Source organism: Mesorhizobium quangtriensis (assembly GCF_040081925.1).
GTDB lineage: Bacteria > Pseudomonadota > Alphaproteobacteria > Rhizobiales > Rhizobiaceae > Mesorhizobium_K > Mesorhizobium_K quangtriensis.
Map to the genome: position 1 here is coordinate 1,193,214 of NZ_JBEBMF010000001.1, position 23,109 is coordinate 1,216,322.

General features: G+C 56.7%; 19 protein-coding genes, 1 tRNA gene and 3 pseudogenes. 18 read left to right on the plus strand and 5 right to left on the minus strand.

The features are described from left to right. The first annotated feature begins 92 nt into the window (after positions 1 to 92). The 9 genes and pseudogenes from ABMA32_RS05840 to ABMA32_RS05880 all read left to right on the plus strand — a co-directional run bounded on the left by ABMA32_RS05840 (position 93) and on the right by ABMA32_RS05880 (position 5,877). Entirely contained in the window at positions 93 to 1,367 is a 1,275-nt protein-coding gene (locus ABMA32_RS05840) for a tyrosine-type recombinase/integrase (protein ID WP_349012773.1), read from the plus strand. A 3-nt stretch (positions 1,368 to 1,370) separates the two neighbouring features. After that, complete coding sequence (locus ABMA32_RS05845) at positions 1,371 to 2,123, plus strand: hypothetical protein (RefSeq protein ID WP_349012774.1); 753 nt, start codon at positions 1,371 to 1,373, stop codon at positions 2,121 to 2,123. A 101-nt stretch (positions 2,124 to 2,224) separates the two neighbouring features. After that, on the plus strand, positions 2,225 to 2,437 hold the full coding sequence (locus tag ABMA32_RS05850) for a helix-turn-helix transcriptional regulator (protein ID WP_349012776.1): 213 nt from the start codon (positions 2,225 to 2,227) through the stop codon (positions 2,435 to 2,437). 86 nt (positions 2,438 to 2,523) lie between these two features. Continuing rightward, entirely contained in the window at positions 2,524 to 3,120 is a 597-nt protein-coding gene (locus ABMA32_RS05855; protein ID WP_349012777.1) for a hypothetical protein, read from the plus strand. After that, the gene (locus ABMA32_RS05860; protein WP_349012778.1) at positions 3,107 to 3,517 is read left to right on the plus strand and encodes a hypothetical protein; all 411 of its coding nucleotides are present in this window, start codon (positions 3,107 to 3,109) and stop codon (positions 3,515 to 3,517) included. The genes ABMA32_RS05855 and ABMA32_RS05860 overlap by 14 nt, the downstream gene beginning before the upstream one ends. A gap of 140 nt (positions 3,518 to 3,657) precedes the next feature. Next, positions 3,658 to 4,134, plus strand: a complete 477-nt coding sequence (locus ABMA32_RS05865; RefSeq protein ID WP_349012779.1) for a helix-turn-helix domain-containing protein — start codon at positions 3,658 to 3,660, stop codon at positions 4,132 to 4,134. 343 nt (positions 4,135 to 4,477) lie between these two features. Then, positions 4,478 to 4,651: pseudogene (locus ABMA32_RS05870) on the plus strand (IS3-like element ISBcen22 family transposase); the annotation flags it as partial. Positions 4,652 to 4,963: 312 nt separating this feature from the next. Further along, positions 4,964 to 5,089 carry a hypothetical protein gene (locus ABMA32_RS05875; RefSeq protein ID WP_349012780.1) on the plus strand — a complete coding sequence of 42 codons (126 nt, stop codon included), beginning with the start codon at positions 4,964 to 4,966 and terminating at the stop codon, positions 5,087 to 5,089. Between the two features lie 173 nt (positions 5,090 to 5,262). Then, entirely contained in the window at positions 5,263 to 5,877 is a 615-nt protein-coding gene (locus ABMA32_RS05880; protein ID WP_349012781.1) for a transglutaminase-like cysteine peptidase, read from the plus strand. A 53-nt stretch (positions 5,878 to 5,930) separates the two neighbouring features. Here ABMA32_RS05880 and ABMA32_RS05885 read toward each other — a convergent pair whose 3' ends face one another. Continuing rightward, positions 5,931 to 6,350 carry a hypothetical protein gene (locus tag ABMA32_RS05885; RefSeq protein WP_349012782.1) on the minus strand — a complete coding sequence of 140 codons (420 nt, stop codon included), beginning with the start codon at positions 6,348 to 6,350 and terminating at the stop codon, positions 5,931 to 5,933. A 1,102-nt stretch (positions 6,351 to 7,452) separates the two neighbouring features. On the opposite strand from ABMA32_RS05885, the gene ABMA32_RS05890 reads away from it, so the two are divergent. Then, entirely contained in the window at positions 7,453 to 8,670 is a 1,218-nt protein-coding gene (locus ABMA32_RS05890) for a glycosyltransferase family 4 protein (protein ID WP_349012783.1), read from the plus strand. On the opposite strand, the gene ABMA32_RS05895 is transcribed toward ABMA32_RS05890, so the two are convergent. Both ABMA32_RS05895 and ABMA32_RS05900 read right to left on the minus strand, forming a co-directional pair. Further along, positions 8,632 to 9,867 (minus strand): hypothetical protein, encoded by a 1,236-nt coding sequence (locus ABMA32_RS05895; RefSeq protein WP_349012784.1) that lies wholly within the window; start codon positions 9,865 to 9,867, stop codon positions 8,632 to 8,634. The genes ABMA32_RS05890 and ABMA32_RS05895 overlap by 39 nt on opposite strands. A gap of 43 nt (positions 9,868 to 9,910) precedes the next feature. Then, on the minus strand, positions 9,911 to 10,858 hold the full coding sequence (locus tag ABMA32_RS05900; protein ID WP_349012785.1) for a glycosyltransferase: 948 nt from the start codon (positions 10,856 to 10,858) through the stop codon (positions 9,911 to 9,913). Between the two features lie 821 nt (positions 10,859 to 11,679). Between ABMA32_RS05900 and ABMA32_RS05905 the strand changes: the two genes are divergently transcribed. The 6 genes and pseudogenes from ABMA32_RS05905 (at position 11,680) to ABMA32_RS05930 (ending at position 18,857) form a co-directional block, all read left to right on the plus strand. Next, positions 11,680 to 12,966 (plus strand): hypothetical protein, encoded by a 1,287-nt coding sequence (locus ABMA32_RS05905; RefSeq protein ID WP_349012786.1) that lies wholly within the window; start codon positions 11,680 to 11,682, stop codon positions 12,964 to 12,966. A gap of 181 nt (positions 12,967 to 13,147) precedes the next feature. Further along, positions 13,148 to 13,480, plus strand: a pseudogene (locus ABMA32_RS24295) (sugar phosphate nucleotidyltransferase); the annotation flags it as partial. Positions 13,481 to 13,699: 219 nt separating this feature from the next. Further along, positions 13,700 to 14,422, plus strand: a complete 723-nt coding sequence (locus tag ABMA32_RS05915; protein ID WP_349012788.1) for a hypothetical protein — start codon at positions 13,700 to 13,702, stop codon at positions 14,420 to 14,422. Positions 14,423 to 14,661: 239 nt separating this feature from the next. Next, positions 14,662 to 15,795: an O-antigen ligase family protein gene (locus ABMA32_RS05920; RefSeq protein WP_349012789.1), complete on the plus strand. Its 1,134-nt coding sequence runs from the start codon at positions 14,662 to 14,664 to the stop codon at positions 15,793 to 15,795. Next, positions 15,746 to 16,621, plus strand: coding sequence for a metallophosphoesterase family protein (locus tag ABMA32_RS05925; protein WP_349012790.1), 876 nt, complete (start codon positions 15,746 to 15,748; stop codon positions 16,619 to 16,621). Before ABMA32_RS05920 ends, ABMA32_RS05925 begins: the two co-directional genes overlap by 50 nt. Continuing rightward, positions 16,608 to 18,857 (plus strand): GumC family protein, encoded by a 2,250-nt coding sequence (locus ABMA32_RS05930; protein WP_349012791.1) that lies wholly within the window; start codon positions 16,608 to 16,610, stop codon positions 18,855 to 18,857. The genes ABMA32_RS05925 and ABMA32_RS05930 overlap by 14 nt, the downstream gene beginning before the upstream one ends. Before the next feature lie 404 nt (positions 18,858 to 19,261). Here ABMA32_RS05930 and ABMA32_RS05935 read toward each other — a convergent pair. Beyond that, positions 19,262 to 20,452 (minus strand): annotated as a pseudogene (locus tag ABMA32_RS05935) (IS3 family transposase). A gap of 541 nt (positions 20,453 to 20,993) precedes the next feature. Further along, positions 20,994 to 21,069: transfer RNA gene (locus ABMA32_RS05940), tRNA-Thr, on the minus strand. Between the two features lie 173 nt (positions 21,070 to 21,242). Here ABMA32_RS05940 and ABMA32_RS05945 point away from each other — a divergent pair. Together ABMA32_RS05945 and ABMA32_RS05950 are read left to right on the plus strand one after the other, a co-directional pair. Next, positions 21,243 to 22,025, plus strand: coding sequence for a ThuA domain-containing protein (locus ABMA32_RS05945; RefSeq protein WP_349012792.1), 783 nt, complete (start codon positions 21,243 to 21,245; stop codon positions 22,023 to 22,025). 9 nt (positions 22,026 to 22,034) lie between these two features. Beyond that, positions 22,035 to 23,084: a Gfo/Idh/MocA family protein gene (locus ABMA32_RS05950; protein ID WP_349012793.1), complete on the plus strand. Its 1,050-nt coding sequence runs from the start codon at positions 22,035 to 22,037 to the stop codon at positions 23,082 to 23,084. Positions 23,085 to 23,109: the final 25 nt, after the last annotated feature.

Genomic DNA, 23,109 nt, shown 5'->3' on the forward strand with positions numbered 1-23,109 from the left:
CTTGCCGTAGCTTGCAGCATGTTTTACCTCGGTGTGGCGACCCGGTGGCGACCCGGGCGGCCCGTTAGGCAGAATACAGCGAGCAAAGAGAGATGTCAGCGAGACGATTGACGAAGCGCGTCGTAGATGATGCCCAACCGTTGGAACGCCGCTACACCGTGTTCGACACCGACATCAGAGGATTTGGGCTGAGGGTCTTTCCGTCAGGTGAAAAATCCTGGATCTACGAATATCGCAGTGCCGAAGGCGGAAGGCGTGCCGCCAAAAAGCGGGTAACGCTCGGATCGACAAAAAAGCTCACCGCTGACCAAGCTCGTTCGGAGGCCGAAAGGCTGAGGGCGAGAGTCAACCTTGGGGACGATCCCCAAAGATCAAAGGCGAGGGAGCGCGTTGCACTGACCGTTGCCGAGTTGGCCAAAGCATTTATGGACGACCATGTCCGGGCCAAACGAAAGACCGCAACGGTGTCTAGCTACGAAGGCACCATCGAGCGCTACATACTGCCTGCATTAGGTGCCAAGAAGGCCAAAGACATCAGCCGGACGGATGTGGCTCGCATTCATGTTGGTCTGCGTGCAACACCCGCGTTGGCAAATCGCACCCTTGCCATCTTGGGTTCCATGTTCAGCTTTGCGTTCAGGCACGGGTTGACCGAGACGGATATTGCACCGTCGCGCGGCATTCCCAAGTTTCGGGAGCTGCATCGGGAGAGGTTCTTGTCGACGAGCGAGCTCGAACAGCTTGGCAATGCCATCAGGCAGGCCGAGACAGTCGGCATCCCCTGGCCCAACGCTGAGCACCGTTCGAAGCACCATAGTGAGGCACGCAGCGTGACCCATATTGGCGAGCACGTGGCGGCCGCACTACGACTTCTTGTCTTCACCGGTGCGCGCCTGCGCGAAATTCTTCACCTGAAGTGGGAGAATGTCGATCTGGAGCGCGGGCTGCTGCTGCTGCCAGACTCCAAGACAGGACGGAAGACGATCGTGCTTGGCGCCCCCGCGATCGAAGTCCTCGGCGGGCTGACAAGGGTAGGGAGTTACGTCATTGCAGGCGACGGCGCCGGGAGGCCCGATGAGCGCCCGCGATCTGATCTGAAGAGGCCCTGGTCTCTCGTGACACGGCACGCTGGTTTACCAGGGCTTAGGATACACGACCTGCGCCACAGCTTCGCATCCTTCGGTGTTGCTGCAGGCATGAGCTTGCCGGTGCTCGGAAAGCTGCTTGGTCATTCGCAGCCGCAGACAACGGCCCGCTATGCCCATTTAGATGCTGATCCATTGCGCCGTTCCGCAAATGCAGTGAACGCCATGATGAACAAGGCGATCGGCCGGGAAGAGCCCTCGCCGACTCCGAGCCGAGGCTGAGATATGGATCTTGCCCCCTCAGGATATTTGTCGCTGCGCGAAGCTTTCGACCGGTTCCGCTATCGGTTGTGGAAAGGGGAAGACCCCGTGGCGGATCTTCATTCCGCGGTAGCAGCCGTTCAAACTTCCGAGGCGTTCCGCATGTGCGCCGAGATTCAGGCGATTTCAGACAACATTGTGAAAGCGTTTGCGAAGGCTCTGACTGAAGGCAGGCTGAGGGTAATCGCGCGAGACTCAAAGTCGCGTGGTTTCGTTTCGATATCTCCCCGAGAGGTTTCCCTGGCCCATTTTCCGGAGCGATTGCTCATGACGGAAAAGATCGCGCGTGGGCATAGCAAATATCTGGACGATTTGATTGGTCGTACGGCGATGGTGCCGGAGGAGCAGTTCGCGACATTTATGGAGAGTTTCCTAGGCGAGTTTGATGTGACCGAGTCTGTACGGAAGTTCGTCGAGATTCTCAGTTCGCCGATCGCCGGTGCGATACCGGAGACAAAGATGGCCGATTTGCTCCAGCGTCTCACGCTGCGTTCTCCGTCGGTCGACGGTCAAACCCCGACGCGCAGAAAAAGGCCAGGAAAGCAAGCCGCCGTTGAGGCAAAGCTGCGGGAACTCCATCCAGCAGGCGTTCCTGCAGGCCAAAAAGGAATCGCGCTTCTTGAGGAAATCAGAACAGCGCTCCCTCACATCAGGCCGATCTCTACGTCGACCTTGCAACGCGCGATCAAGAACGCCTACCGTCCACCGTCAAATTAGGTCAGATTGCGTCAAATTCCGATCTGCCCTTTCTAAAATCGTCGATTTCGTCTCGTTGCTTCCTGATGCGACCATTTTCGCATTTCTAGGAAGGCGAACTCATGAACTCCGACCCTTTGCGTGCCCCCCGTCCCAAGCTGCGCACCAGCCAAGCTGCTGAGTACGCGGGTTTCTCGGCATCCACATTTGAGAAGCTCCGCGTGACTGGTGGTGGCTGTACGTACATTCGCATCGGCCGCGTCGTCGTCTACGACCCAGACGATCTTGACGCGTGGCTCGCGTCCCACAAGCGCACGTCGACCTCCACCCTGTAGCTCGGACGACCTTCACGCCCAGCGGAGCGCATGGTGTGGACGCGCCGATATGAGCAAAAGAACCCCACAATCCTGGAAAGCCAAAAATGCCGATTGGAGCCGCGACGATCAAAGTGATGATTGAGAAGGGTTTCGATATCCAAGACCTGTTGGAAGTTGCTGAGAGTATGGAGCTCAGCGCACCCAAGGAGCGCTCCTCTGGCGCCAAGCGGCAGGCCGCATATCGGTCACGCAAGAAGCAAGCGGCCGTAACGCATGACGTAACGCGTGACGTGACAGAGAGCGTAACGCCTCGCGTACGCGTAGAAGATAATCTTCTAGATAGAGAATCTAAGAAAAAAGTAAGGAAGAAGACGAGCCGGGAGGATGAGGCTGATTTCGAGGACGAGCTCTCCGAGCTTGGACCGGAGCTTCTTGAGGAGTTTGTCAAGCTGCGTCGTGGCAGGCGAGCGCCACTCACTGCCTATGCTGCCCGCCTTTTCCGAAAGGATTGTGACTCTTGCGGTCTCTCGATCACGGAAGGCGCGGAAATGTGTATCTCGCGCGGTTGGTTCACCGTGCAGCCCCGCTTTCTGTCCCGCCAGCAGCCGCGACCTGCTGCAGCGTCGGGAGATCCTGCACCAGAAACGTTTGCCAGCATGTGGAAGAACGAGGCCAAGAACGAAGGTAATGAAAATGGATGAGGAACATCACGGGATGGATGTTTGGGCGCTGGCGTCGCATCAGCAGATCGTCGACTGCATGATGCTTCTGTCGGTGTTGCCGGCCCGCCCGGCACACGATCCTCAGCTCAACAAGGCAGCCTACTACATCGCTCTGGAAGGCGTGTCAGGTTTCGCACTCAGGAGCGCCGTAAAGCGCATCCTGCAGGGAAGCCTCGGTCACGGGTTCTTTCCCTCGCCACCCGACCTTCGCCTTCAGTGTAACCAGGTCATGGAACCGTATGTCCTGGAGATGCAGCGCTCGAGGCGAAAGTCTCGAATAGCCGAAGAACTCCCGCGTGAAGTTGTGCACAGCGACGCTGAAAAGCAGGCCGTGGCTCGCATCTACACTGATTTCTTGGCTACTTTTCCACGCTAAAACTCGATGCCGGACAAGCGCAATCGGGATACCATCGCTGGCGGCTCGGCAACGCGATGCGCCGCCGACCTCTTGAAATGTGCTCGCCAATAATTACTCGACCGCATCCGCCTCGGATCAGGGATTGAAGTACGGAAGCCATGGCCAAGACGCCCCACAAATATCGCGCGGAATTTGCCCAGCAGGCATACGATCTTTGCCTGCTGGGATTGACCGACGAAGAGCTAGCAACGCACTTCCGTGTTTCGCGTCAGTCAATCGCCAATTGGAAGATTCAGCATCTCGAGTTTGGTAAGGCCGTACTCGCCGGGAAGGAACTTGCAGATGCGACCGTGGCCGGCTCGCTTTACAAAAGAGCCACCGGCATGACGATCCAGGAACAGCATGTCGTGCGCCACAACGACGGTGGAGGGGACGCCAGCTTTTCGATCGTAACCACAGAAAAGCAGGTTCCTCCCGATACCAAAGCCGCTATTCATTGGCTCCACAATAGGCAGCCAGGGAAGTGGAGTCGCAAGGTTGAGGTACGCATGGTCGACGTTGAGAGAGATTTGGAACCGGTTGACGCCGATAAGGTGATCGCTGCTATGGAAAAAATTGCAGAACTGTTGAAGTGAAAACTTTACACCGCCTTACACAGGATTGAGCAAAGGCATTGGGGCGAACGCGTTTCACGTAAAACCCGCTGTAAACAAATTTCTCGGTCTAGTGATGTCAGCTAAGCGCCCTCATTTCGGACGTTGAGAGAGACCTCGCAACATCTCAGAAGACGCCGTTCACATCGGCACCGTCGTTTACGCAGGTTCAGGCTAAATCTGGATCGAATCCAAAAATCGCATGATCTTGTCGATCAGTTCAGGATCGTAGGCGAAGCGCGTCGCCGTCAGGCCTGTCCCAACCGCTGTTCAAGATGACCACATCGTCGAACTCCAAACCTTTCGATCGATGTCTTAGGGTGCCGTTGACGTCCGTACGCGCCAGGCATTGGCCATCGAAGTCGGTTCACCGCTACGTTGGGAAGATGTGGTCGTTGTTCTCAATCGACTGGTCCGACAGGACAAGGCTCCAAAGCGTCTGTTTGCCGACAACGGCAGCGAATTTACCGGCCACATGGTCGACCTCTGGGCATGCCACCTAAGTTATCCCGAACGGTATAACGCCTGCCCGAGGCTAACGCTGGATCCGGATACCAGAGCCAAGCTCTTTACCTCCATCATGCACCTAAGGCTGAAACCGCACCACCTTATGGAGTCAGACCAACTGCGTACAATCGAGATCGCCTTCTTCGGCGAACTGCCCCTACGCTTGACATCCCAACACAACAGATGCTTCCTCACATGAGCAAATATCTAGGTGGGCGCTATGGAAACTATGAGCACATGGCTGGTAACCATGTACTGCTTAATTGCGGCTTTCTTCGTTTGGAAATGTCTTAGCGAAAGGCATATGAAATCATCTCTGTGGAACTTCGACACATTCGTCGGGGTATTGCTCGCGATCGCGTGGCCTTTGGCGGTACTGATGATCCTCGTGACTGTGGCGCGTGAAGAGGATGAGAGCGACAGGATCTGAGCGACCGGTTCGCTTCGGTGTGTCATGCAACTGCGTCTGAAATGCGCAAAGTGAATTCAGGCAGGGTTAACACCTTAATAATCCCGTCTATAAAAAGCTTAAGTCTGCCTAAGCCGCATTGAAATAATTCCACTTTATACGTGCTCCAGGAAAAAATCCTTGGGGAGTATAAAATGAATTGGCGTGCGGCATTCATCTCAATGTCTCTGAGCGTTTGTTGGGCAGGATTGAGCTTCAACTATGCTTACGCGGGAGATATTCAAACGTCATCAATTAGCAGCAAGGTTAGCAACGCAAAACCTCTGGCATACAAGTGGCAAGTCAAGCGCAAGCCCTCGAAAGGCTCAGCAGCGGCACCGCTCGCCTACCAGCTCTATTGTTTGCAGAACGCTGCTGATTGTCGAAACGGCAAGGCCAAGAGTGCTTCTGTCCAGCTGACATCCTCGCGCATGTCGCAATTGCGCGCCATAAACGCCCAGGTCAACCGGTCAATTCGCCCAAGAAACGATCGCAAGGGCGACAGATGGGTCGCCAATCCGACAAGCGGAGATTGCGAAGACTACGCTCTTACGAAACGGAAGCATTTGATCCGCCTCGGCTTTCCGCAGAGCGCTCTCCGGATAGCGGTCGTCAGGACATCAAGAGGCGAAGGTCATGCGGTCCTTGTGGTAAAGACGCCAAACGGCGATCGTATTCTTGACAATCGCACCAATTCAATTCGGGGTTGGGGTCAAACTGACCTGACTCTGGTGAAAATGGCATCAGCAAACCCGCTGAGATGGGAATGAGTCCCGACTGCCCTGCGGCCTGTCACACAATCGGTTCCTATGACGTCTAGGACTCAGTTGGCGCTCGCGGCCTCGGCAGTGAGCGCAGCCGTCCGAATTTCAGTACATGCCGCAACGGCGTCCGAGATATCATTGATCAGCTGCGCCTGCGCAGGGTCATCAGAGAGCGTGCCGGAGTAGGAAATCGCTGTGGCAAAACGTCGATCTTCGTCGTTGCATTCAGCGTCGTCGTTTGCTGTGGTGGCCAACGCAACCACGAGGTCGGCGACAGCTCGATTGTAGTCAGCCGTCGGCAAGTTCGCGGAACGAAGGCCCGTCAAATAGTTCGTGACCGCAGTCTGGCATTCGGCGTCCGAGACCAGACAGGCGTTCGTCACGGCATTCAGCTCGACCGCAGAAGTCTGCGCATGCGCACTCCCGCCAAAAGCCACCGCGAGTAAAGTGCAGCACGTCGTATACATCACTTGGCGCATTGGTTTCGCCCTCCCAACTCTAACTGGCTAGGATAAGAGCTATCTCAGAAGCCGTCAACACAAAGCAGCCTAAAGACAGCGCGCAGGTAGGTCACAAGAGTTTCAGGATAAGGCTTCTAATGATCAGTGGCATCGGTCATAGATCAATGTATGGGCGACCCGCCGGTAGGCCTTTGGCCTGAGCAAGACGCGTTACATTCGGCAGCTAGGAGCAGCGGCGTGTTGATTGATCTCTTTTCTGCTCTCCGGTGCCTACGACCCGCCTAAGCATGCATTGATCGACGACTGGTACGCAGTGAAGGCTCATCGTTTTGCTCCGGCACAAAATCAGGTAATCGAACGCCATTTCCGTTCCAGCCCGTAATGCTAACCGCCGCCTAGCTCGCGCACGGTAGAGCGGGAAAGCGAACTTCTGAAACGTCTGACGGATACCCGCATTCTGCATGCCGACATGGGCTACGATTGCGATGCGTTACGATACGACGCAAGGTTAAGGACAGTGGCACAAGCCCGAGCACTCCACCAACGGCTGACCGGCGAGCTGGGAGCACTGCTTCACTCTCATGCTTCATTTTGAACGGAATGGCATCGAACGCGTGTTTGGCCGCCTCAAGATTTTCCGCAGATCGTTAAGCGATGTAGCCGCTTTAAAGCCGCTTTGCCGTCGACGTACTCGGCGCACCCTGGATCGTAATGACCGAAATTATTGGCCAAAAGTCCAAGCCCTAAACTTGCAACGACGACCCGTTAACTTTGCGGTAACAACTGTGTTGACGGATCTGCGATTGACCGCATATGACGACCGAGTGCGGTTGAGGAGCTGGGGCGTTTTCTTTACCAAAACAATAGTGACGAGCGGCGCGAGGCTCTCCGGTGCTTATCTGTCTGCGGAGCACGCATGTATTCTCGTTGGTTGGAGAGTGCCAGCCGTCAGGCGGCAATAGTGAAGCGAGCCAGGAATACCCCCCGTTGCAGGACGTACTCGACAATACCGTCCTGCCTGGCCATTTACATGGGAGTGAAGTTTTGGCGAGCTTCAGAAAGCTTGGACAGCGAGGAATTGCCGAAGCCTACACTTCGTATCTCGAAGGTTAGTCGGGCCGTGGGTAGCCATTTCAATTGGCCGAAAAAGATATTGGTGCATGACTATAGCGGTCATGCGTTTACGGCGCAGTTAGCGCGCGAACTTGCGCGGCAAGGGCGGCAGGTCTGCTATGTGTCGTTCGCGGGCTTCTCCTCTCCAAAGGGCAAGGTTAGCGGCAGCCAAGCCGATCCAGACAACTTCAAGGCTGTAGAGCTCAATATAGATGTGCCCCTCAATAAGGAAAATCTGATCAAAAGAGCTTGGCAGCAGCAACAATACAAAAGAAAACTGGACCGGCTGATTAGAGAGGAGAGGCCGGACGCCATTATATCGGCAAACGCTCCGCTGGAGGTTCAGCGAGCGGTGTCGAGATATTGCGTGGCCAATGGCGCCAGCTTCCTGTTTTGGTTTCAGGATGTGCACAGCGAAGCTATCGAACGCATCTTGTCCAAGCGCAGCCGTTTGCTCGGAATGGCTGCGGGCTGGTTCTACAGGAGGATGGAAATCCGTACGCTTCGGCGCAGTGCAGCGATCGTGGCCATCACCGAGGCCTTTCGGGACCTCATCATACGGTGGCGGATCGATTCCGCTCATGTCGAGGTCATCCAAAACTGGGCCGCTATCAACGACATTCCGCTGCGACCGCGAGACAACGAGTGGGTTCGTCAGAACATGCCCGGCGACCGACTTCGCATAGTCTATTCCGGAACTCTTGCCCGCAAGCACAATCCGGATGTCGTCTTGCACTTGGCGCGCGCGGTCGACGCTGACATCTACGTGTTCTCCGAAGGTGCCGCGCCGGATCAGATTCGCCAAATGGCCGCTTCTGAGGGGCTGCATAACGTATTCGTGCGGAGCTGGGTGCCGATTGATCAGTTCCCCGACATGCTAGCGGGCGCCGACATACTTTTTGCCATGATCGAGAAGGATGCCTCCGCCTTCTCCGTTCCATCGAAGATCCTGTCTTACCTAGCCGCAGGAAGACCGATCCTCGCCTCTATACCTGCCGAAAATCTCGCGTGCCAAACGATAAAGTCGGCGCAGGCGGGTTTGGTCAGCGCGCCAGATGACATCCATGGTCTGATTTTTCAGGCACAGACTCTGTTAGCGGATGACGCACTCCGCAGCCGGTTTTCCGAAAATGGCCGTAAACACGCCGAAGAATGGTTCGACGTCGAAACTATAGCGCAGCGTTTCCTAAAAGTTTTGCAAAGCAGCCGCGCGCCACGGACGTGAACGCAATATCGCCTGACCACCTGTGGCGTTTCGGTCAACTCGCAATGCCGTTACAAGAACAATGGCGGCTACACCGTACACAGGCACTGCAAGCCCTGCGCCAAGCAAATTGTAGAATATGAAGACGGCAAAAGATACTGTGAAATTGTAGGATCCTTTGAAGAACGAGACTAGCAGGAAGGCGTAGAAGAAGATACTCGCCAGCAATCCGTATTCGTAAATCAGCTTTGTGAACGGCAGCATCACGATAAGTTCCTTCGGCGCGTTGCCGGGGCCTTCGCCACGCCACAGTAAACTCGTCTGGTCAAATATACTGCCGAGGACAAAAAACGGGGCGACAAACCGGTAGTAGCCGCTTTCCGATTGTGAACTGAATTCAGACGTGCGATCGAAAATGGCGGGTATGCCGTTCGCAGCCACCAGTATGGCAAGGCCGATGAATGCAAAGATGCCCATCAGCAAGAGCTTGGGATGAAGATACCGTATCAAGAGTGGCGCACAGAGAGCCAAGAGAAGAATGCCTGTTCCCGCGGTCGTGGCGACAAGGCCGAAAAGCAGGACGGTTACGCGCCGCATATCTTGAAAGCAAGCTAGCTCGATGACGATAGCGAGCGCGATCATCTGAGAAACGATCGAAACCTCTAGGAAAAAAATCCCATTTGGCTTAGTCAGCAGCGACCCATATTTGACGAATCGCTCGTAGTAGTAGTCGGGAACAAGGAATGCTCTTGGTATCATCGTCTCTATGTTGAACCAGAGACCGGGCCGGACGGTAAACTGCAGTGCCCATTGCAACGCTAGGATCGGCACTATCAAGACGGCGATGTTCACGAATAAGCGCATCCCCCGCCGGACGGTCTCCTCGCGTGCACGCACTGTAAAAACCATCGGGATGTAGATCGCCAAGACTAGGCCGATCGCCTTCACGGAGAACGCTTGAACCGAAAGCAGGCCGATGGCTGCGAAGAACAGGAAAAAGCAAAACAGGAATAGCCGCGTAAGATCGACCTTCGCATAACCCTGCATGGCCAGGACCGCGATGCCGCCCCACATAAGCGGGATGGAGATTGCTACCGCCGAGCCCGCGACTGGAAAGCCGATCTTCTGAAAGAGAGTGAGTCCAAGTAGCTGAACGACGAAGAATATCCAGATCGCTTTCTCACGAGCTGCGATGCGCCGTCGGTCCTCGATGTCCATTCCTGCCTGCTGCTTTACTATGAAGGTCGGCGGCGACATGCTACTACGGCATCGCCAGTCTGGTTTCTTCGATGGCCTTACGCAGGATTGCCCCGCGCGAAGGCCAGTCAAATTTGCCTCTGCAGCCGGCGTACGCGCGCCATTTCATTTCGTTTAGTCTGTTGAAGTCGTCTATGTTGTCGACAACTCTGGCCACAAGATCCCCGGCCGAACTTCCAAGCAACATACAGTCGTCCAAGATGAGCGGAAGGCCAACGGCCTGGGAACTAATACTTGCAACCGGAAGACCTCGGAAAATATAATCGAGATACTTGAGTTTGAAGCCTCCTCCCATCTCGTCTACCATCAGGCCCATCCGCGCATCGCGGATTATTGACTCAGGGTTGTCCACAAAACCTAGAAAATTGCAGACAGGCGACTGCGAGCGGACGCTCTCAGCAAACGCCGAATCAACCTTGCCGATGATTGTGAGTTCGATTCCCGCTGCCCGGAATGGTTCATTGGCAGCTTCCGCGAAGCGCTTCAGGTTTTCCTGCTTGGCGATCCACTCGAATGATCCCATCATGACCACGCGCTTCGCTGTGGCCGGGGTGATTTGCCAATCGGCGTCGACCGGCCCGTTGTAGGCGGGAAGCAGCGTCACCACCCGCTTGCCAGGGGCGTTCCGACGGAACAGTTCTGCATCGTCGTCGGTGATTGCCGTTACCAGGTCCGAGGCTTCTACCAACTTCTGCTCGAGCCTGCGCGCCTTAGCTGCATCGAACTTAAGGGCTGCCTTCATCAGAGCGTTCCCTGAGTATTGCTGGGCTACTCTGGGCCGGAGCGTGCTCTCATGATTGTGGGCGACATACACCAGAGTTGGAGGACGTTTGCCTGAGGATGCCAGTGAGCGCCGAAGATATGGCAATATCCAACCTGTTGCAAAATAGTCGACGAGTACCGCATCCGTATTGGCGTCAATGGCAGCGATGGCTGCCTTTGCAAGTTCCAAGCTATGAATCCGGTGGGCATCGCTCTGCTGGCCGGTGAATAGGCTTAGCGCCCTCGACCTGTGAGGCCTCGGGAAGAGCCATTGTACCATGGGACCGTGCGCGACGACCTCCGTCTCCTGGCTCGTGTAGCCGAATACCTGTCCTACCACGCCGCAGGATTCCAGGCCCGTGAGGAGCCCATGACTATAGAAGTCGGCGCCGTTCGTCCTGTCGAAAAGGTCGGATCTAGTAATCCAAACGATGTTCATAGGATCCAGATCTACTCCTGCCCCGCCGGGTACCAAGATGCGCCTGCGACCGAACGACCGCGCCTGCCCGTTGGAGATGGAGAGCAAATGTGGCTTCTTTGGCCTCATGCAACCCCTTGCCAGAACAGGCATGTTTGAGTCTTTCTCATACGCGCAGCTTCCCCCAGTTGCGAAATCAAGACTGTAGTCCTTCGAACTTAACACTCTTTCTCAAATCTCTATGGCCTGAAACCGATACATGTCCTAGACCGATCCGACGAACCGACTGAAGGAAAAATCGCGCAGGTTCGCGCCAAGCCAAAGAGTTCGCCTTGAACACTTCCACGTCAATCGCGCTTGTAGGATGTGGAGCCGCATCCGAAGAGTTCTATCTGCCAGCGTTGCGCCGGTGGAGCAACGGTCTCGAACATGTCTGGCTGGTGGAGCCGGATTCAAAGCGGAGTGACGGCGAATTGCCCGCATCGATCAAGGCAGCGTTCAATGCAACGCCATGCCATCTTCGACTTGCTACCACATTGCCATTTCTAGATGGCCTGACATGATCGTACGAGCGCGCTGGTGATAAAGCCGCGATGATCAAACAATTCTCACTGCGACGATCGATTGACAGCTTTACGGCGCTGCATGCCATCCAGTCTATACTCTTAATGGGCTATTCGCTCTGCCAACTCCTCGTATTGGCTCGGGTACTTGATACCTCGCGCTTCGCCGAAGTTATCCTCCTAACCACCATAAGCATGTTCCTTCTGCCCCTGAACGTGGCGGCGGGACGAACCAACTATGTCGCATTAAGGGAAGATATCGTGCACGACCGCCAGGTATCAAACTGGCACCATGTTCTTCAACTGCTCATTTGCCATTTTCTGCTAATTTTATTAGTATCATTCTTATTACCAATAGGTCTTCCTATTTCGAGCGAAAACTATTTGGAAGACGCTATTTTTCTGTCTTCTATATTATCAACAAACTTTGTCCTTAACGACGTTCAGGTCATGTTATGGGCATTCGACATGAATAAAAGATTTGTATACGTTCTTTTGGCAAGGTCAATCCTTCAGTATATGGCCCTGTCGCTGTTGATAATTAGCGGAACTCTCTTCGAGTTCGCAACCATTTCGTTGTTAATTAACCTTTTTACAATCATCATTTTAATGTTGATTTTGCGGAAAAGCACGTCTCTAAATTTCAATTTTGACAAAGGTCCAGCATTTCTTTTGCCTGCTTCGGAACATGCGCGGAGACTCTTCTCCTCGCTGATTTCGAGCTTCTCGGAAATGACCGTGCTGACCCTGCCTTACGTTCTGCTGACGGTTTCGTTTGGTGTAGGGCCGGCCCTTATCACCTATGACGTGATCATGAAGTTTGTCCGGGTCGTTACCGCCGCCGGACGCGTGACCACAGAGGTTGCATTGCCGCAAATCACACGTGACCTGTTAACCGGCAAGCCGGAAACCGCATGGCGACGTTATCTGTCGATCATTGGCCTGTGCGTCTTCGCATCGCTTCTGTTGGCCGCCGCGCTTGTCATCTTCGACAACAGGATATTTTCCCTGTTGCTGGGACCCAACAATGTGGTTCCGGAAGGCACGGGCATCGTTGCCGGCGTTGTCGTGGTGATAGCGGCCGCATACCAGCCCTCGCACTACATCGTCAGTGTGAACAATTCGCGACGCCTGATCGGGTGTTTTGCAGCGGTGGCAGTCATCGGCTTCGTCCTTTTCAGCCTTGTCTTTCTGCTCGGACCTTCCCTTATCAAGACCATTTGGGCGTATGCGTGCTATTTCGGCTTGGTCACCCTTGCACTAGTCACGCTGTCCTATCTGGCTATTTTCGCTCGGGGGTTACCAGGGAGGGGATAGGGTTGCGCAGCGACAATTCGCGCGTAGTCCTGGGAAATGCTTGGAAGCAAGGTGGCCATCGTTGGCGACGTGGAGCCGAACACTATTGGATTCGAAACGAGCGCGCTCATCAGGGCGACGAGATTTCGAGAATGCGCTCCGCAGTCAGCCAATCTGAGATGCGGAGCCCGTGGCGAAGGAGATGAGCGAAAGGATCGTCAGCTTTGTGATAAGTGGCGGCGTAGGCTCGCGGCTGTGGCCGCTGTCGCGCGAGGACAACCCAAAGCAATTCCACGATCTTGCCGGCCAGGGCTCGATGCTGACGAAGTCGCTGAGGCTGCTGGCGGCGAGGCCGGTCGCCGCAACGCTGATCTACCTGATCGCTTCGAAGAAACACTCGCGCCGCGTGCACGCCGACCTCGCCGAAATGGACGTGGCGGGCGGCGTTGCGATTTTCGAGCCGACCGGCAGGAACACCGCGGCGGCGGTGGCCGTCGCCACGGGCTATGCGCGCAAGCTCTACGCGTCGGCCATCGCCAACGGTCTCAATCTCGGGCCGGAAGTCGAAGAGCGCCTCGGCAGGCTCTTCTGCTGGCATATCGATCAAGCTCCGCTCGGGCTTTGGATCGATCGCATCGACGACCGAGTGTGGTCGGTCGCGCGCGGCGTGCATGCAAGCATCTTCTACTATCTCGTCTGCGCTCTCACGCAGTATCTGGATTCAGCTCGCAACCCCAAAGAAGGCAGTTAGCACTTGTCCGGCGCGAGAAAAAATGACCCAATCCAGAGGGCTTCGTCACGGAAACGCCCCTTCGCCAACCAGCGTGCAAAAGTCGCTGTGTTCCTCTTGTTAGTCTTGTTTGCGTCGACCGCATGGTTGGAGGCGCGGGTATTTCTTAGCATACCTGGAACCGCCGGTGCGCGCTTCAACGCGATCATCCACGACGAGATACCTGCGGGCATCTCTCCTTATTCTCAGAGGGTCTTCCTCGACGAATGCGTGGAAGCGATGGATGGATACTATGGACGGCTGCAGCCGCCCGAGCGTCGCGACGCACTAGCTTCGATCTGCGAGCAGCACTCCCTGCGTTACACTGCTTGGACCCCTACCTTTGCTTATGCCTGGTACGTGGCGGCCCGCTCCGCTCTCCAGAAAGGCGATCGGGAGCAGTTTCTTGAGCGGATCGGCAAGGCGTACGAGACTGCTCCTTCAGAGGGATGGATGGCAGCATTCCGGCTTCCCGTCTGGAATGAAAACGACAGTGCCTTGACCCCCGAGATGCGAAAGCATTTTACTCGAGATATCGAATTGCTACTTCAGACGAAAAGCGGCGCGGTAGTGCTGGTGCGCTACACCGCCAGATACCCGGATCTCAGGGAAAGGTTGATAGAGATGGTGAGCAAGACTCCCCCAAGCGTGCAGCGGCAGTTTCTAGCCGCAATGCGTGATGCGTTGGAATTGGGTCGCAAAAATTGACGCCCGGGCCGCGTCGCCGTCTCGCCGTTTCCCCCGGGAATCGCACAATTGGCGTCGCCATACTCGTAGTTACAGCTCTCTCCCCGATCCCATTTGGGAGTAACCGGCCCTTCTTCTGGGCAGTCTGGGCAACGGTCCTGAGCGGCGTCTTGCTCCTCTACCTGAGGACGACGATCGGCCGGGACCAAAGCGCTTTTCCAAGCTTTCTGAAGTGGCCCTCAGTGCTCTGGGGACTGCTCTTGGCTTGGTCCCTCGTGCAGATGGCTCCGATTGGCTTGGTCATTCCCTCCATGCAGTCTGCCATGCCCGCACAGGAGAGCGTCTCACTCAGCATCGCGCCGGCCGCAACCTGGTCCGCCTTCATGAAAACGTTCAGCTATGGGGTCTTCCTGTACTTAGCCATTCAAACTTTGGGACGAATGAGCTCGAAGTTCGTAATATCTTTCATTTTTTACACGATTACTTTCTATGCATTCTACAGCGTTACTGCCCTGTACATGCTGGGGGACACGATACTGTTTTTTGAAAAGTGGGACTACCTAGGCGCGGCCACGGGAACATTTGTCAATCGGAACTCGTTCGCCTTGTATCTCGGAATGGGCGTCGTCCTGGGTGCCGCTTTGTTAGTCGATAGCATCATGAGGTACAAAAGAAGGGAAATCGGCGAACGATCGGAGGGAATTCTGTATCTCCTTCTAACCCAGCTTGTGGCGGCGGCACTATTGGCTACGCAATCACGAATGGGCGCTTTTGCGGCCTTCGCTGGCCTAGTCGTTGTTTTGGCGATCATAGTCTTGAAGCACAACCGATCGTGGCAATGGCTTTTGGCGTTCGCCTTGGGCCTTGCGGCCTTTAGTCTCCTCGGCTTTTGGTTTTATGGCGCGGAAACCTTACAGCGTTTCGAGGTGGCAGGCGAGGCAGCCCAACTGAGAATGACCCTCTATGCGCAGATCGTCGAAATGATATTGCAGCGGCCGTGGACAGGATACGGCGGTGGAACTTTCGAATATGCGTTTCCCCTCTACCATCAGCCTTCGTTTGCGACAGACGTCGTATGGGACAAGGCTCATTCGACCTACCTAACACTTGTGGTCGAGGACGGTATTCTCGCCGGATTGGCGACGCTTTCGATTTTCTTGATTTTGATAGCCCGAATCTTGATGCATATCGTGTTGGCTAATGAATATCGGATGGCACCGACCGCAGCTTTTGGCGTAATCGTGGTAGCCGCCGTCCATTCAACAGTCGATTTCGGACTGGAGATTCAGGCGAACATGTTTACTCTGTTGGCAATCATAGCTGTGGGGATCGCCAGCAGAGCCAATGGTGAAGCAAAAGCCAGACTGGTTGGGGGGAGGCATGCTTTCACTTAGGGCGATGCTGGGCATTGGATCGGCGCATTCGTCAGCGTTGGGTGGCGATGTCATCGAGAACGTCCGCCCTCGGCTCACCATGGAGGGTCAGGCAGTTCTATATGCCATAGGAGATGTCCATGGGGCATTGGATCAATTGCGCGCCTTGGAGAGGAATATCCTACTAGACGCATCTTCAATTCAGGGACGTAAAGTCCTCGTTATGCTTGGAGACTATATCGATCGCGGCCCGAGGTCAGCCCAGGTGATCGATCACCTATTGCGTGCTCCCCCGAAAGGTTTCGAGCGCATCTGCTTGGCCGGCAACCATGAGGATGCGATGCTCGCATTTATGGAAGACCCGGACCCAAAGTCCGCGTGGCTGAATATTGGCGGCCGCGAAACGTTACTCTCGTATGGTATCGACATCGATCGTGATGCTGCGCTCCACCGGAAGCGGGCGCTTTCGCTGGCGGTCAAGAGTAGCGTTCCGGACACGCACTTGCAGTTCTTGCGCAGTCTTCCAGTAGTGCTTCGCGCGCCAGGTCTGGTCTTCTCGCATGCAGGAATACGTCCCGGCATTCCGATGGAAAATCAGGAAGACCATGATCTTCTTTGGGGGGGGGCTGGCACAATGCTTGCTAAGGAGCGGAACGAATTTGTTGTGATTCATGGACACAGAATTGTCGAAGAGATCGACTTTACCGGCCCGGCTATCAGCGTGGATACGGGAGCTTATGCGACCGGTCGCCTGACCGCTCTGCGCATAGAGGATGGTTGCCCTGTTAAGGTGGTGGCGTCCACCTCCGCGATAGATCTGGAGGCCAGTACACATGAACACCACTGAAGACATGGCGGACGATAGGATAGCAAACTCCGCAATTAGAAATGTCGGAGCCTATACCCATTACCAGCAGCAGCCAGAGACAATGCAGGGAAGCTTCGGTTCCGAGGCTGACTTGAGGAAGCTCATCGGCATGCTACGCAGGCGGATCCGGCTTATTGGGGTAGCAATCCTGTCGGCTATCGTTTTGTGCATCTTGCTTATCCTCGCTCTGACGCCAACATATTCGTCTTCAACGCTCATCGTAGTGGACCCAAGCAGCAAGAACCTTCTCGATCCGTCGGCCGCTAATTCAAATGCGATGTCCGACGATGGAAGAATCAATAGCGAAGTTGAGATCATTAACTCATCGGCGGTCCTAGTAGATGTGATCCGTGAAAAGAACCTCCTTGACGATCCGGAGTTTGCTGCGAAGCCTGGGTGGCGGGCGCGCCTGGCGACATTGCTCAAGATAGAAGATCGCCGTGGCGTGCTTTCGCCCGATGCACGTCTGCAAGGCACGATCAAAAATTTTGAGGAAAGTATCGCCATCAATAGATTGCCGAACACTTACCTGATCGAGGTCCGCACGATGTCGGAGGATGCCAGTAAGGCCGCTGATCTTTCGAATTCGATTGCTGCCTCCTACATCACCAAGCAGGTTGCGAGTAAAGTCGATGCGACACTCTCTGCAAAGAATGTATTGACGCAGCGGATCCAGCGGGCGAGCGAAGCGCTCGCGACAACCGAAGATGCGCTCGAAAAGTTCATTTCGGAATATCTCGAAACCCAGTCGGCCGACGGCAGCTCAGCGGAGATGTCGGCCATTCGAGAAAGGCTGAAGTCGGAAATCGATCGACGTCGCAGTCTTCAAGTCAACGTTGATCAGGTCGGCCTCGACATCCAACGAGGTGCTTGGGCTGCGGTCGGGACAAAGCTCCAGAGCCAGGCAGTCAGCGAACTTGCCCAACAGTTTGCGACCGCAAACGCTAGGCTCGCCAACTCGTCCGATGATCCTAACGAACGCATAGACCTCCGCGCTGAGATTTCGCGCCTGGAATCCGAGCTCAAATCTCAATCCTCGTCGGGTCTAGCATCTGCTCAACGCAGCGTCGCCGAATCGGAAGCCAAGGTTCGTTCTCTTCAGGAAGAGGCGCGGAAAGCCATCCTTAGCAGCGACCTACCTACTGATGTTCTCGCACGAATCTATCAGCTGCGCCAAGAAGCTGATATTGCGCGCGCGCAATATCAAACACTGTTGTCGAGACTTAAAGACGTCGAGGCGCAGGCGGACCTACAGGTGGCTGACAGTCGCATTGTTTCGGCTGCACTGCCTTCGGCCACGCCCTCATTTCCCAACATTCCGATATTCCTCATAGTGGCGGGGTTTGGGGGATGCGCGTTGGGAATAGCATTGGCGCTGCTTTACGAAAACATTATCGGCGGCTTTACGTCCGAGGAACAAGTAAAGAGCAATTTAGACCTTCCGGTGGTTATTACTGTTCCCCACAGCAAAGGAGGCAATGGGCTAGACGGCGCGTCGCGCCCTGCCGATCTGCTTCTCACCGAGCCACATTCCATTTATGCGGAATCGATTCGCAGAATCGCGCTTGCAATAGATATGGCAAAGGCCCGATCGCGCAGTTATCCTGACAAAGGCCGTCGGGCATTCGTGGTTATGGTGTGCTCGTCGGTGCCTGGTGAGGGAAAGACGACGCTGGCTTTGTCGATCGCCCGCTACTATGCGCAGAGCAACAAGACAACTCTGCTGATCGATTGCGATCTGCGTCGGCCGGGTATCGAGGCGGCTACGGGCGAGCAGGCTGAGACAAGCCTTCAGGATTTCCTCTACGGCAAGAATGGACAACAGGTATCCCTGAAGCAGGTCGTCTCAACAGAGCACAAGACTGCCTTGAAAGTCATCTACGGGATACGCAATCACGAGGTAGTATCACTGGGGTCCCAAGTTGCCGAAACTCTTTCCGAAGTCGTGGACGCAGTCTCAAACAGCTGCGAAATTATAGTACTGGACACCCCGCCCGCACTAGCGATTGTCGACAGCCTCTACTTCGCGCCAATTGCGGATTGCATTGTCTTCGCCGTCCGATGGGCTAGCACTTCGCAACAGGATGCGCGCTCCGCCCTTGCCTCCCTGAAGGAAGCAGGCAGCCCGAACTGTCAGTTCATAGGTGCGCTGTCTCAAAAGACTCCGGAGATATTTGGAGCTTGGTCGGGCTACAACAGACCCTATGGGGCGTAGCAGTGAGTATGAACTACCATCGCCTGGAGGCTGTTGGCGAGGAGCGTCTAGTCTGCCACCCTTGAAGTAGTCAATGTCGAGGCTGGAGAAGCTTCAGCAACCGCGAGAAGAATGACCCGATGCGCGCACTAGCACGCTGGTTCGGGTTTGATGCCTTCCGTGCAGAACCGGTGGTGGGTACGGCGCGGACATAGCTTGCAGCATGAAGAATGCGCCGGTGAGCGCCGGCACATTGACAATACCGCTTATAAGCCCGATTCACGATCAGGGATGCTTCGCGGAACTGCGCTCGCACCCAGGGCGGCATGACAGAATCCCCACCCGCGACAAGAATCCAAGACAACGCATAGGCCATGGGCCAGCCAAGCGGCGGGCTCGAGAGGCAGTGACGTTACCCCCAAGTCTTATCCAGTTCTGAGTTCGTTTCCGTCGGTGGTTCTGCCCTGCTGGGCGGGTGAAGCCGCGGGCGCTTGCGCGGAGCCGTTGGCATAGCGCAGCGCGAGCGACCGTCGCGGGGTGAAGGTGCTGGCGAACTCTTCCGGTGTCTGCCAGGCAATCTGTGAGTGCGGCCGGGCCGTGTTGTAGTCGGCGCGCCACAGGGCGGTCGCGACACGCGCCTGGGCCAGCGAGGTGAACAGCGTCTCGTTGAGCAGTTCATCCCGCAGGCGGCCGTTGAAGCTCTCGATGAAGCCGTTCTGCATCGGCTTGCCGGGCGCGATGTAATGCCATTCGACGCGGTTCTGATCGGCCCAGGCGAGGATGGCGTTCGAGGTGAACTCGCTGCCATTGTCGCTGACGATCATTCTCGGCCGACCGCGCTCGGCAACCAGCCGATCGAGTTCGCGGGCGACCCTCATGCCCGAGAGCGACGTGTCGACGACCAGCGTCAGGCACTCCCGCGTGCAGTCATCAACGACGGCCAGGATGCGGAAGCGCCGCCCGTCTGTGAGCTGGCCCGACACGAAGTCGAGCGACCATCGCTCGTCGGGGCGCAGCGGCACCAGCATCGGCGCCCTGGTCCCGATCGCCCGCTTGCGGCCGCCACGGCGGCGAACAGCAAGCTTCTCCTCCCGGTAGAGCCGGAACAGTTTCTTGTGGTTCACGACGAGGCCTTCGCGCCTCAGCATCACGAGAAGACGCCGGTAGCCGAACCGACGACGCTCATGCGCGATCGCCTTCATCCGCTCCCGAACCTCGCGGTCGTCGGGACGGATGGTCTCGTAGCGAACCGTCATGCGGCAGCAGCCGATGGCTTTACACGCCCGCCGTTCGCTCATCCCGAAAGCACCCTTCAGACGAGCGACAGCTTTCCGCTTGGCTGCGGGCGTCACCATTTCTTTCCCACGAGATCCTTCAGCGCCGCATTGTCGAGCATGGCGTCGGCCAGCAGACGCTTCAGCCTCGTGTTCTCGTCCTCCAGCGCCTTCAGCCGGCGCGCCTCCGAGACGTCCATCCCGCCGAAGCGGGCCTTCCACTTGTAGATCGAGGCGTCGCTGACCCCGTGCTTGCGGCACAAGTCGGCGACCGAAACCCCGGCCTCATGCTCCTTCAGAATTCCGATGATCTGGCTCTTCAGAGAAGCGGCTGCGCTTCATGTCCTGGTCCTCTCAATGGGCCAGAACGAACTTCAATCCGGATTAGATCGCGGGGGCAACGTCAGCGGTTCAGCGTCTGCACGACGCGCTTTTCGCACGCGCGTCCCAGAAGTAACCGTGCAATCGCCTCCCGGGCAGCGGAAGGATCAGGCGCGGGAGCTCTTCGAACCTCTTGGAAAACCGCGTCGAAGCCGCCTGTGTTTTCCGTCCTAGTGGTCAGGAAATGATAGGCCTTCACTGCATCGGGCTGGTCAGCGTTCTGTTGCGTGAGGCGGCGGGCATCCGACCGATCGAGGAAAACGCAGGCGGGGACGAGACCCGAGAGTTGGCCGGCGAAGGGCTCAACATGGCGAGGTGGAACGGCTTGCAAAGCTGATGTCGTCATAGCATGTGGCTAATCGCGCGGCTAAGGGACGTTATGGGCCCGATAGTTTTCCCCCGAAGTCTGACAGCGATGTGGCGACCCGGTGGCGACCCGGCATGGGATTATCGCCGCAGCTGCACTCTGCTCAGAGAAAATCCAATAAAATCAGCGCGTTAGTGGTGCCGCTTGCGTGACTCGAACACGCGACCCCATCATTACGAATGATGTGCTCTACCAACTGAGCTAAAGCGGCGACCGCCTTCGGCGTGGAGCCGACGGATTGGTGCGCGTGATAGCCGCAATGCGCGGCGAATTCAAGCCGCGCTCTGTGCCATTCGAAAATTCGTCGCTGTATCGCCTTCGCAGCTTAACTTTCCACCGGCGAGGCGGTAAACGGGAAATCCAAAGCGCTTTGGAGGATTAGGAATGATACGAGCGGTAGTGTGGGGCGAGAACGTACACGAGCAGACGAGCGACGTCGTGCGCGCCATTTATCCCGAAGGCATGCACGCGACCATCGCTTCGGCGCTGGAGCAGGACAAGGCCATCGAGGTCTCCACCGCCACGCTTCAGGAGCCCGAGCACGGTCTGTCCGAGGAGCGTCTGGCGGCAACCGACGTGCTGCTGTGGTGGGGCCACGCCGCGCATGGCGAGGTGAAGGACGAGGTGGTCGAGCGCGTCGCGCGTCGCGTCTGGGAGGGGATGGGTCTGATCGTTCTGCATTCCGGCCATTATTCCAAGATTTTCAAACGGTTGATGGGCACGCCGTGCTCGCTGAAATGGCGTGAAGCCGGCGAGCGCGAGCGCGCCTGGGCGATCAACCGTGGCCACCCGATTGCGCAAGGGGTTGGCGAGTGCATCGAGATCGCCGAGACCGAGATGTATGGCGAGCCCTTCGCGGTGCCGGAGCCGATGGAAACGGTCTTCGTCTCTTGGTACGAGGGAGGCGAGGTATTCCGCTCCGGTATGACGTGGCAGCGCGGGGCCGGCAGGATCTTCTATTTCTCGCCCGGCCACGAAACCTATCCGATCTACCATAACGAAGGCGTGCGGCAGGTCTTGCGCAATGCCGTACACTGGGCCAACAACCCCGCGCCGGCCTGGGCGGCAATCACCGATGCGCCCAATGTCCCGGTCGGGCAAACCAAGGAAAAGATCGTGCAGAAGGGTGCACGGCTGCATGCCGATGGTGACAAGGGACTGAGCTGAGGCCACCTCATGAAGAAAATTCTTCTTCTCGGCACGGGCGGTATCGCGGCACATCATATCGAGGAATTCGCCGCGGTCCCGGAATGCGAGATCGTCGGTTGCATCGACAGCATTCCTGGGAAAGCGGCGGCATTCGCGCGCGCGAACGGCATCGAGCGCGCCTTCGATAGCCTCGAAGAAGCGATCCGATGGGGCGGATTTGACGCGGCGATCAACTGCACGCCGGACGGCGTCCACAAGGCGACGACGCTCGCGCTGATCGCTGCCGGCAAGCATGTGCTTTGTGAAAAACCGCTCGCGCCGACCTATGCGGACGCGCTGGAGATGACCGAGGCGGCGGAGCGCGCCGGGCTGGTCAATATGGTGAACCTCACCTACCGCAATTCGCCCGCCCTGCAGAAGGCACGCGAACTGGTCGAGACGGGCGAGATTGGCGCCTTGCGTCATGTCGAGGCGGCCTACCGGCAAAGCTGGCTGGTCTCCAAGGCATGGGGCGATGCGCTGAAGGAACCGATGTGGCTTTGGCGTCAGTCGATCGCACATGGCTCGACGGGCGTCCTCGGCGATGTAGGCATCCACATCCTCGATTTCGCTTCCTTTGGCGCGGCCGACGGTTTCGCCAGCCTGAAAGCCGACCTTGTGACTTTCCCCAAAGTCGAGGGGAATCGCGTCGGCGACTATGTGCTGGACGCCAACGACAGTGTCGCAATGACGGCCCGGCTGCAGTCAGGCGCATTGGCGACCGTGGTTGCGACGCGTTTTGCCACCGGAAACCAGAACGAGCTTTCGCTTGCCCTGCACGGAACCAAAGGGGCGCTCAAAGTCGAGACGGACGGCAAGAACTCCAGCCTTTCCGGCTGCCTTGGAGCCGACGTCGACACGGCAAGCTGGCGGGCCATAGACACCCCGCCGGTCAAGCGCAATGCGCGCCGCTTCGCCGATGCTTTGCTTGCGGGCAGGAACGGCGATCCATCTTTCCGGCGTGCAGCGGAGATCCAGAAGCTCATCGACGGAGCATTCGAGAGTTCGGCAGAAGATCGGACGGTGACTTTCTCCTGAAGCCTCGGCGGCAGATTCTGGAGCA

Bases quoted from the DNA above. Each gene is read 5' to 3' on its own strand.
- ABMA32_RS05930 (WP_349012791.1), top strand. From the start codon at position 16,608: ATGAACACCACTGAAGACATGGCGGACGATAGGATAGCAAACTCCGCA.
- ABMA32_RS05950 (WP_349012793.1), top strand. From the start codon at position 22,035: ATGAAGAAAATTCTTCTTCTCGGCACGGGCGGTATCGCGGCACATCAT.
- ABMA32_RS05895 (WP_349012784.1), bottom strand. From the start codon at position 9,867: ATGGACATCGAGGACCGACGGCGCATCGCAGCTCGTGAGAAAGCGATC.
- ABMA32_RS05865 (WP_349012779.1), top strand. From the start codon at position 3,658: ATGGCCAAGACGCCCCACAAATATCGCGCGGAATTTGCCCAGCAGGCA.
- ABMA32_RS05875 (WP_349012780.1), top strand. From the start codon at position 4,964: ATGAAATCATCTCTGTGGAACTTCGACACATTCGTCGGGGTATTGCTC.
- ABMA32_RS05925 (WP_349012790.1), top strand. From the start codon at position 15,746: ATGGTGAAGCAAAAGCCAGACTGGTTGGGGGGAGGCATGCTTTCACTT.
- ABMA32_RS05885 (WP_349012782.1), bottom strand. From the start codon at position 6,350: ATGCGCCAAGTGATGTATACGACGTGCTGCACTTTACTCGCGGTGGCT.
- ABMA32_RS05945 (WP_349012792.1), top strand. From the start codon at position 21,243: ATGATACGAGCGGTAGTGTGGGGCGAGAACGTACACGAGCAGACGAGC.
- ABMA32_RS05845 (WP_349012774.1), top strand. From the start codon at position 1,371: ATGGATCTTGCCCCCTCAGGATATTTGTCGCTGCGCGAAGCTTTCGAC.
- ABMA32_RS05855 (WP_349012777.1), top strand. From the start codon at position 2,524: ATGCCGATTGGAGCCGCGACGATCAAAGTGATGATTGAGAAGGGTTTC.
- ABMA32_RS05840 (WP_349012773.1), top strand. From the start codon at position 93: ATGTCAGCGAGACGATTGACGAAGCGCGTCGTAGATGATGCCCAACCG.
- ABMA32_RS05850 (WP_349012776.1), top strand. From the start codon at position 2,225: ATGAACTCCGACCCTTTGCGTGCCCCCCGTCCCAAGCTGCGCACCAGC.
- ABMA32_RS05905 (WP_349012786.1), top strand. From the start codon at position 11,680: ATGATCAAACAATTCTCACTGCGACGATCGATTGACAGCTTTACGGCG.
- ABMA32_RS05880 (WP_349012781.1), top strand. From the start codon at position 5,263: ATGAATTGGCGTGCGGCATTCATCTCAATGTCTCTGAGCGTTTGTTGG.
- ABMA32_RS05860 (WP_349012778.1), top strand. From the start codon at position 3,107: ATGAAAATGGATGAGGAACATCACGGGATGGATGTTTGGGCGCTGGCG.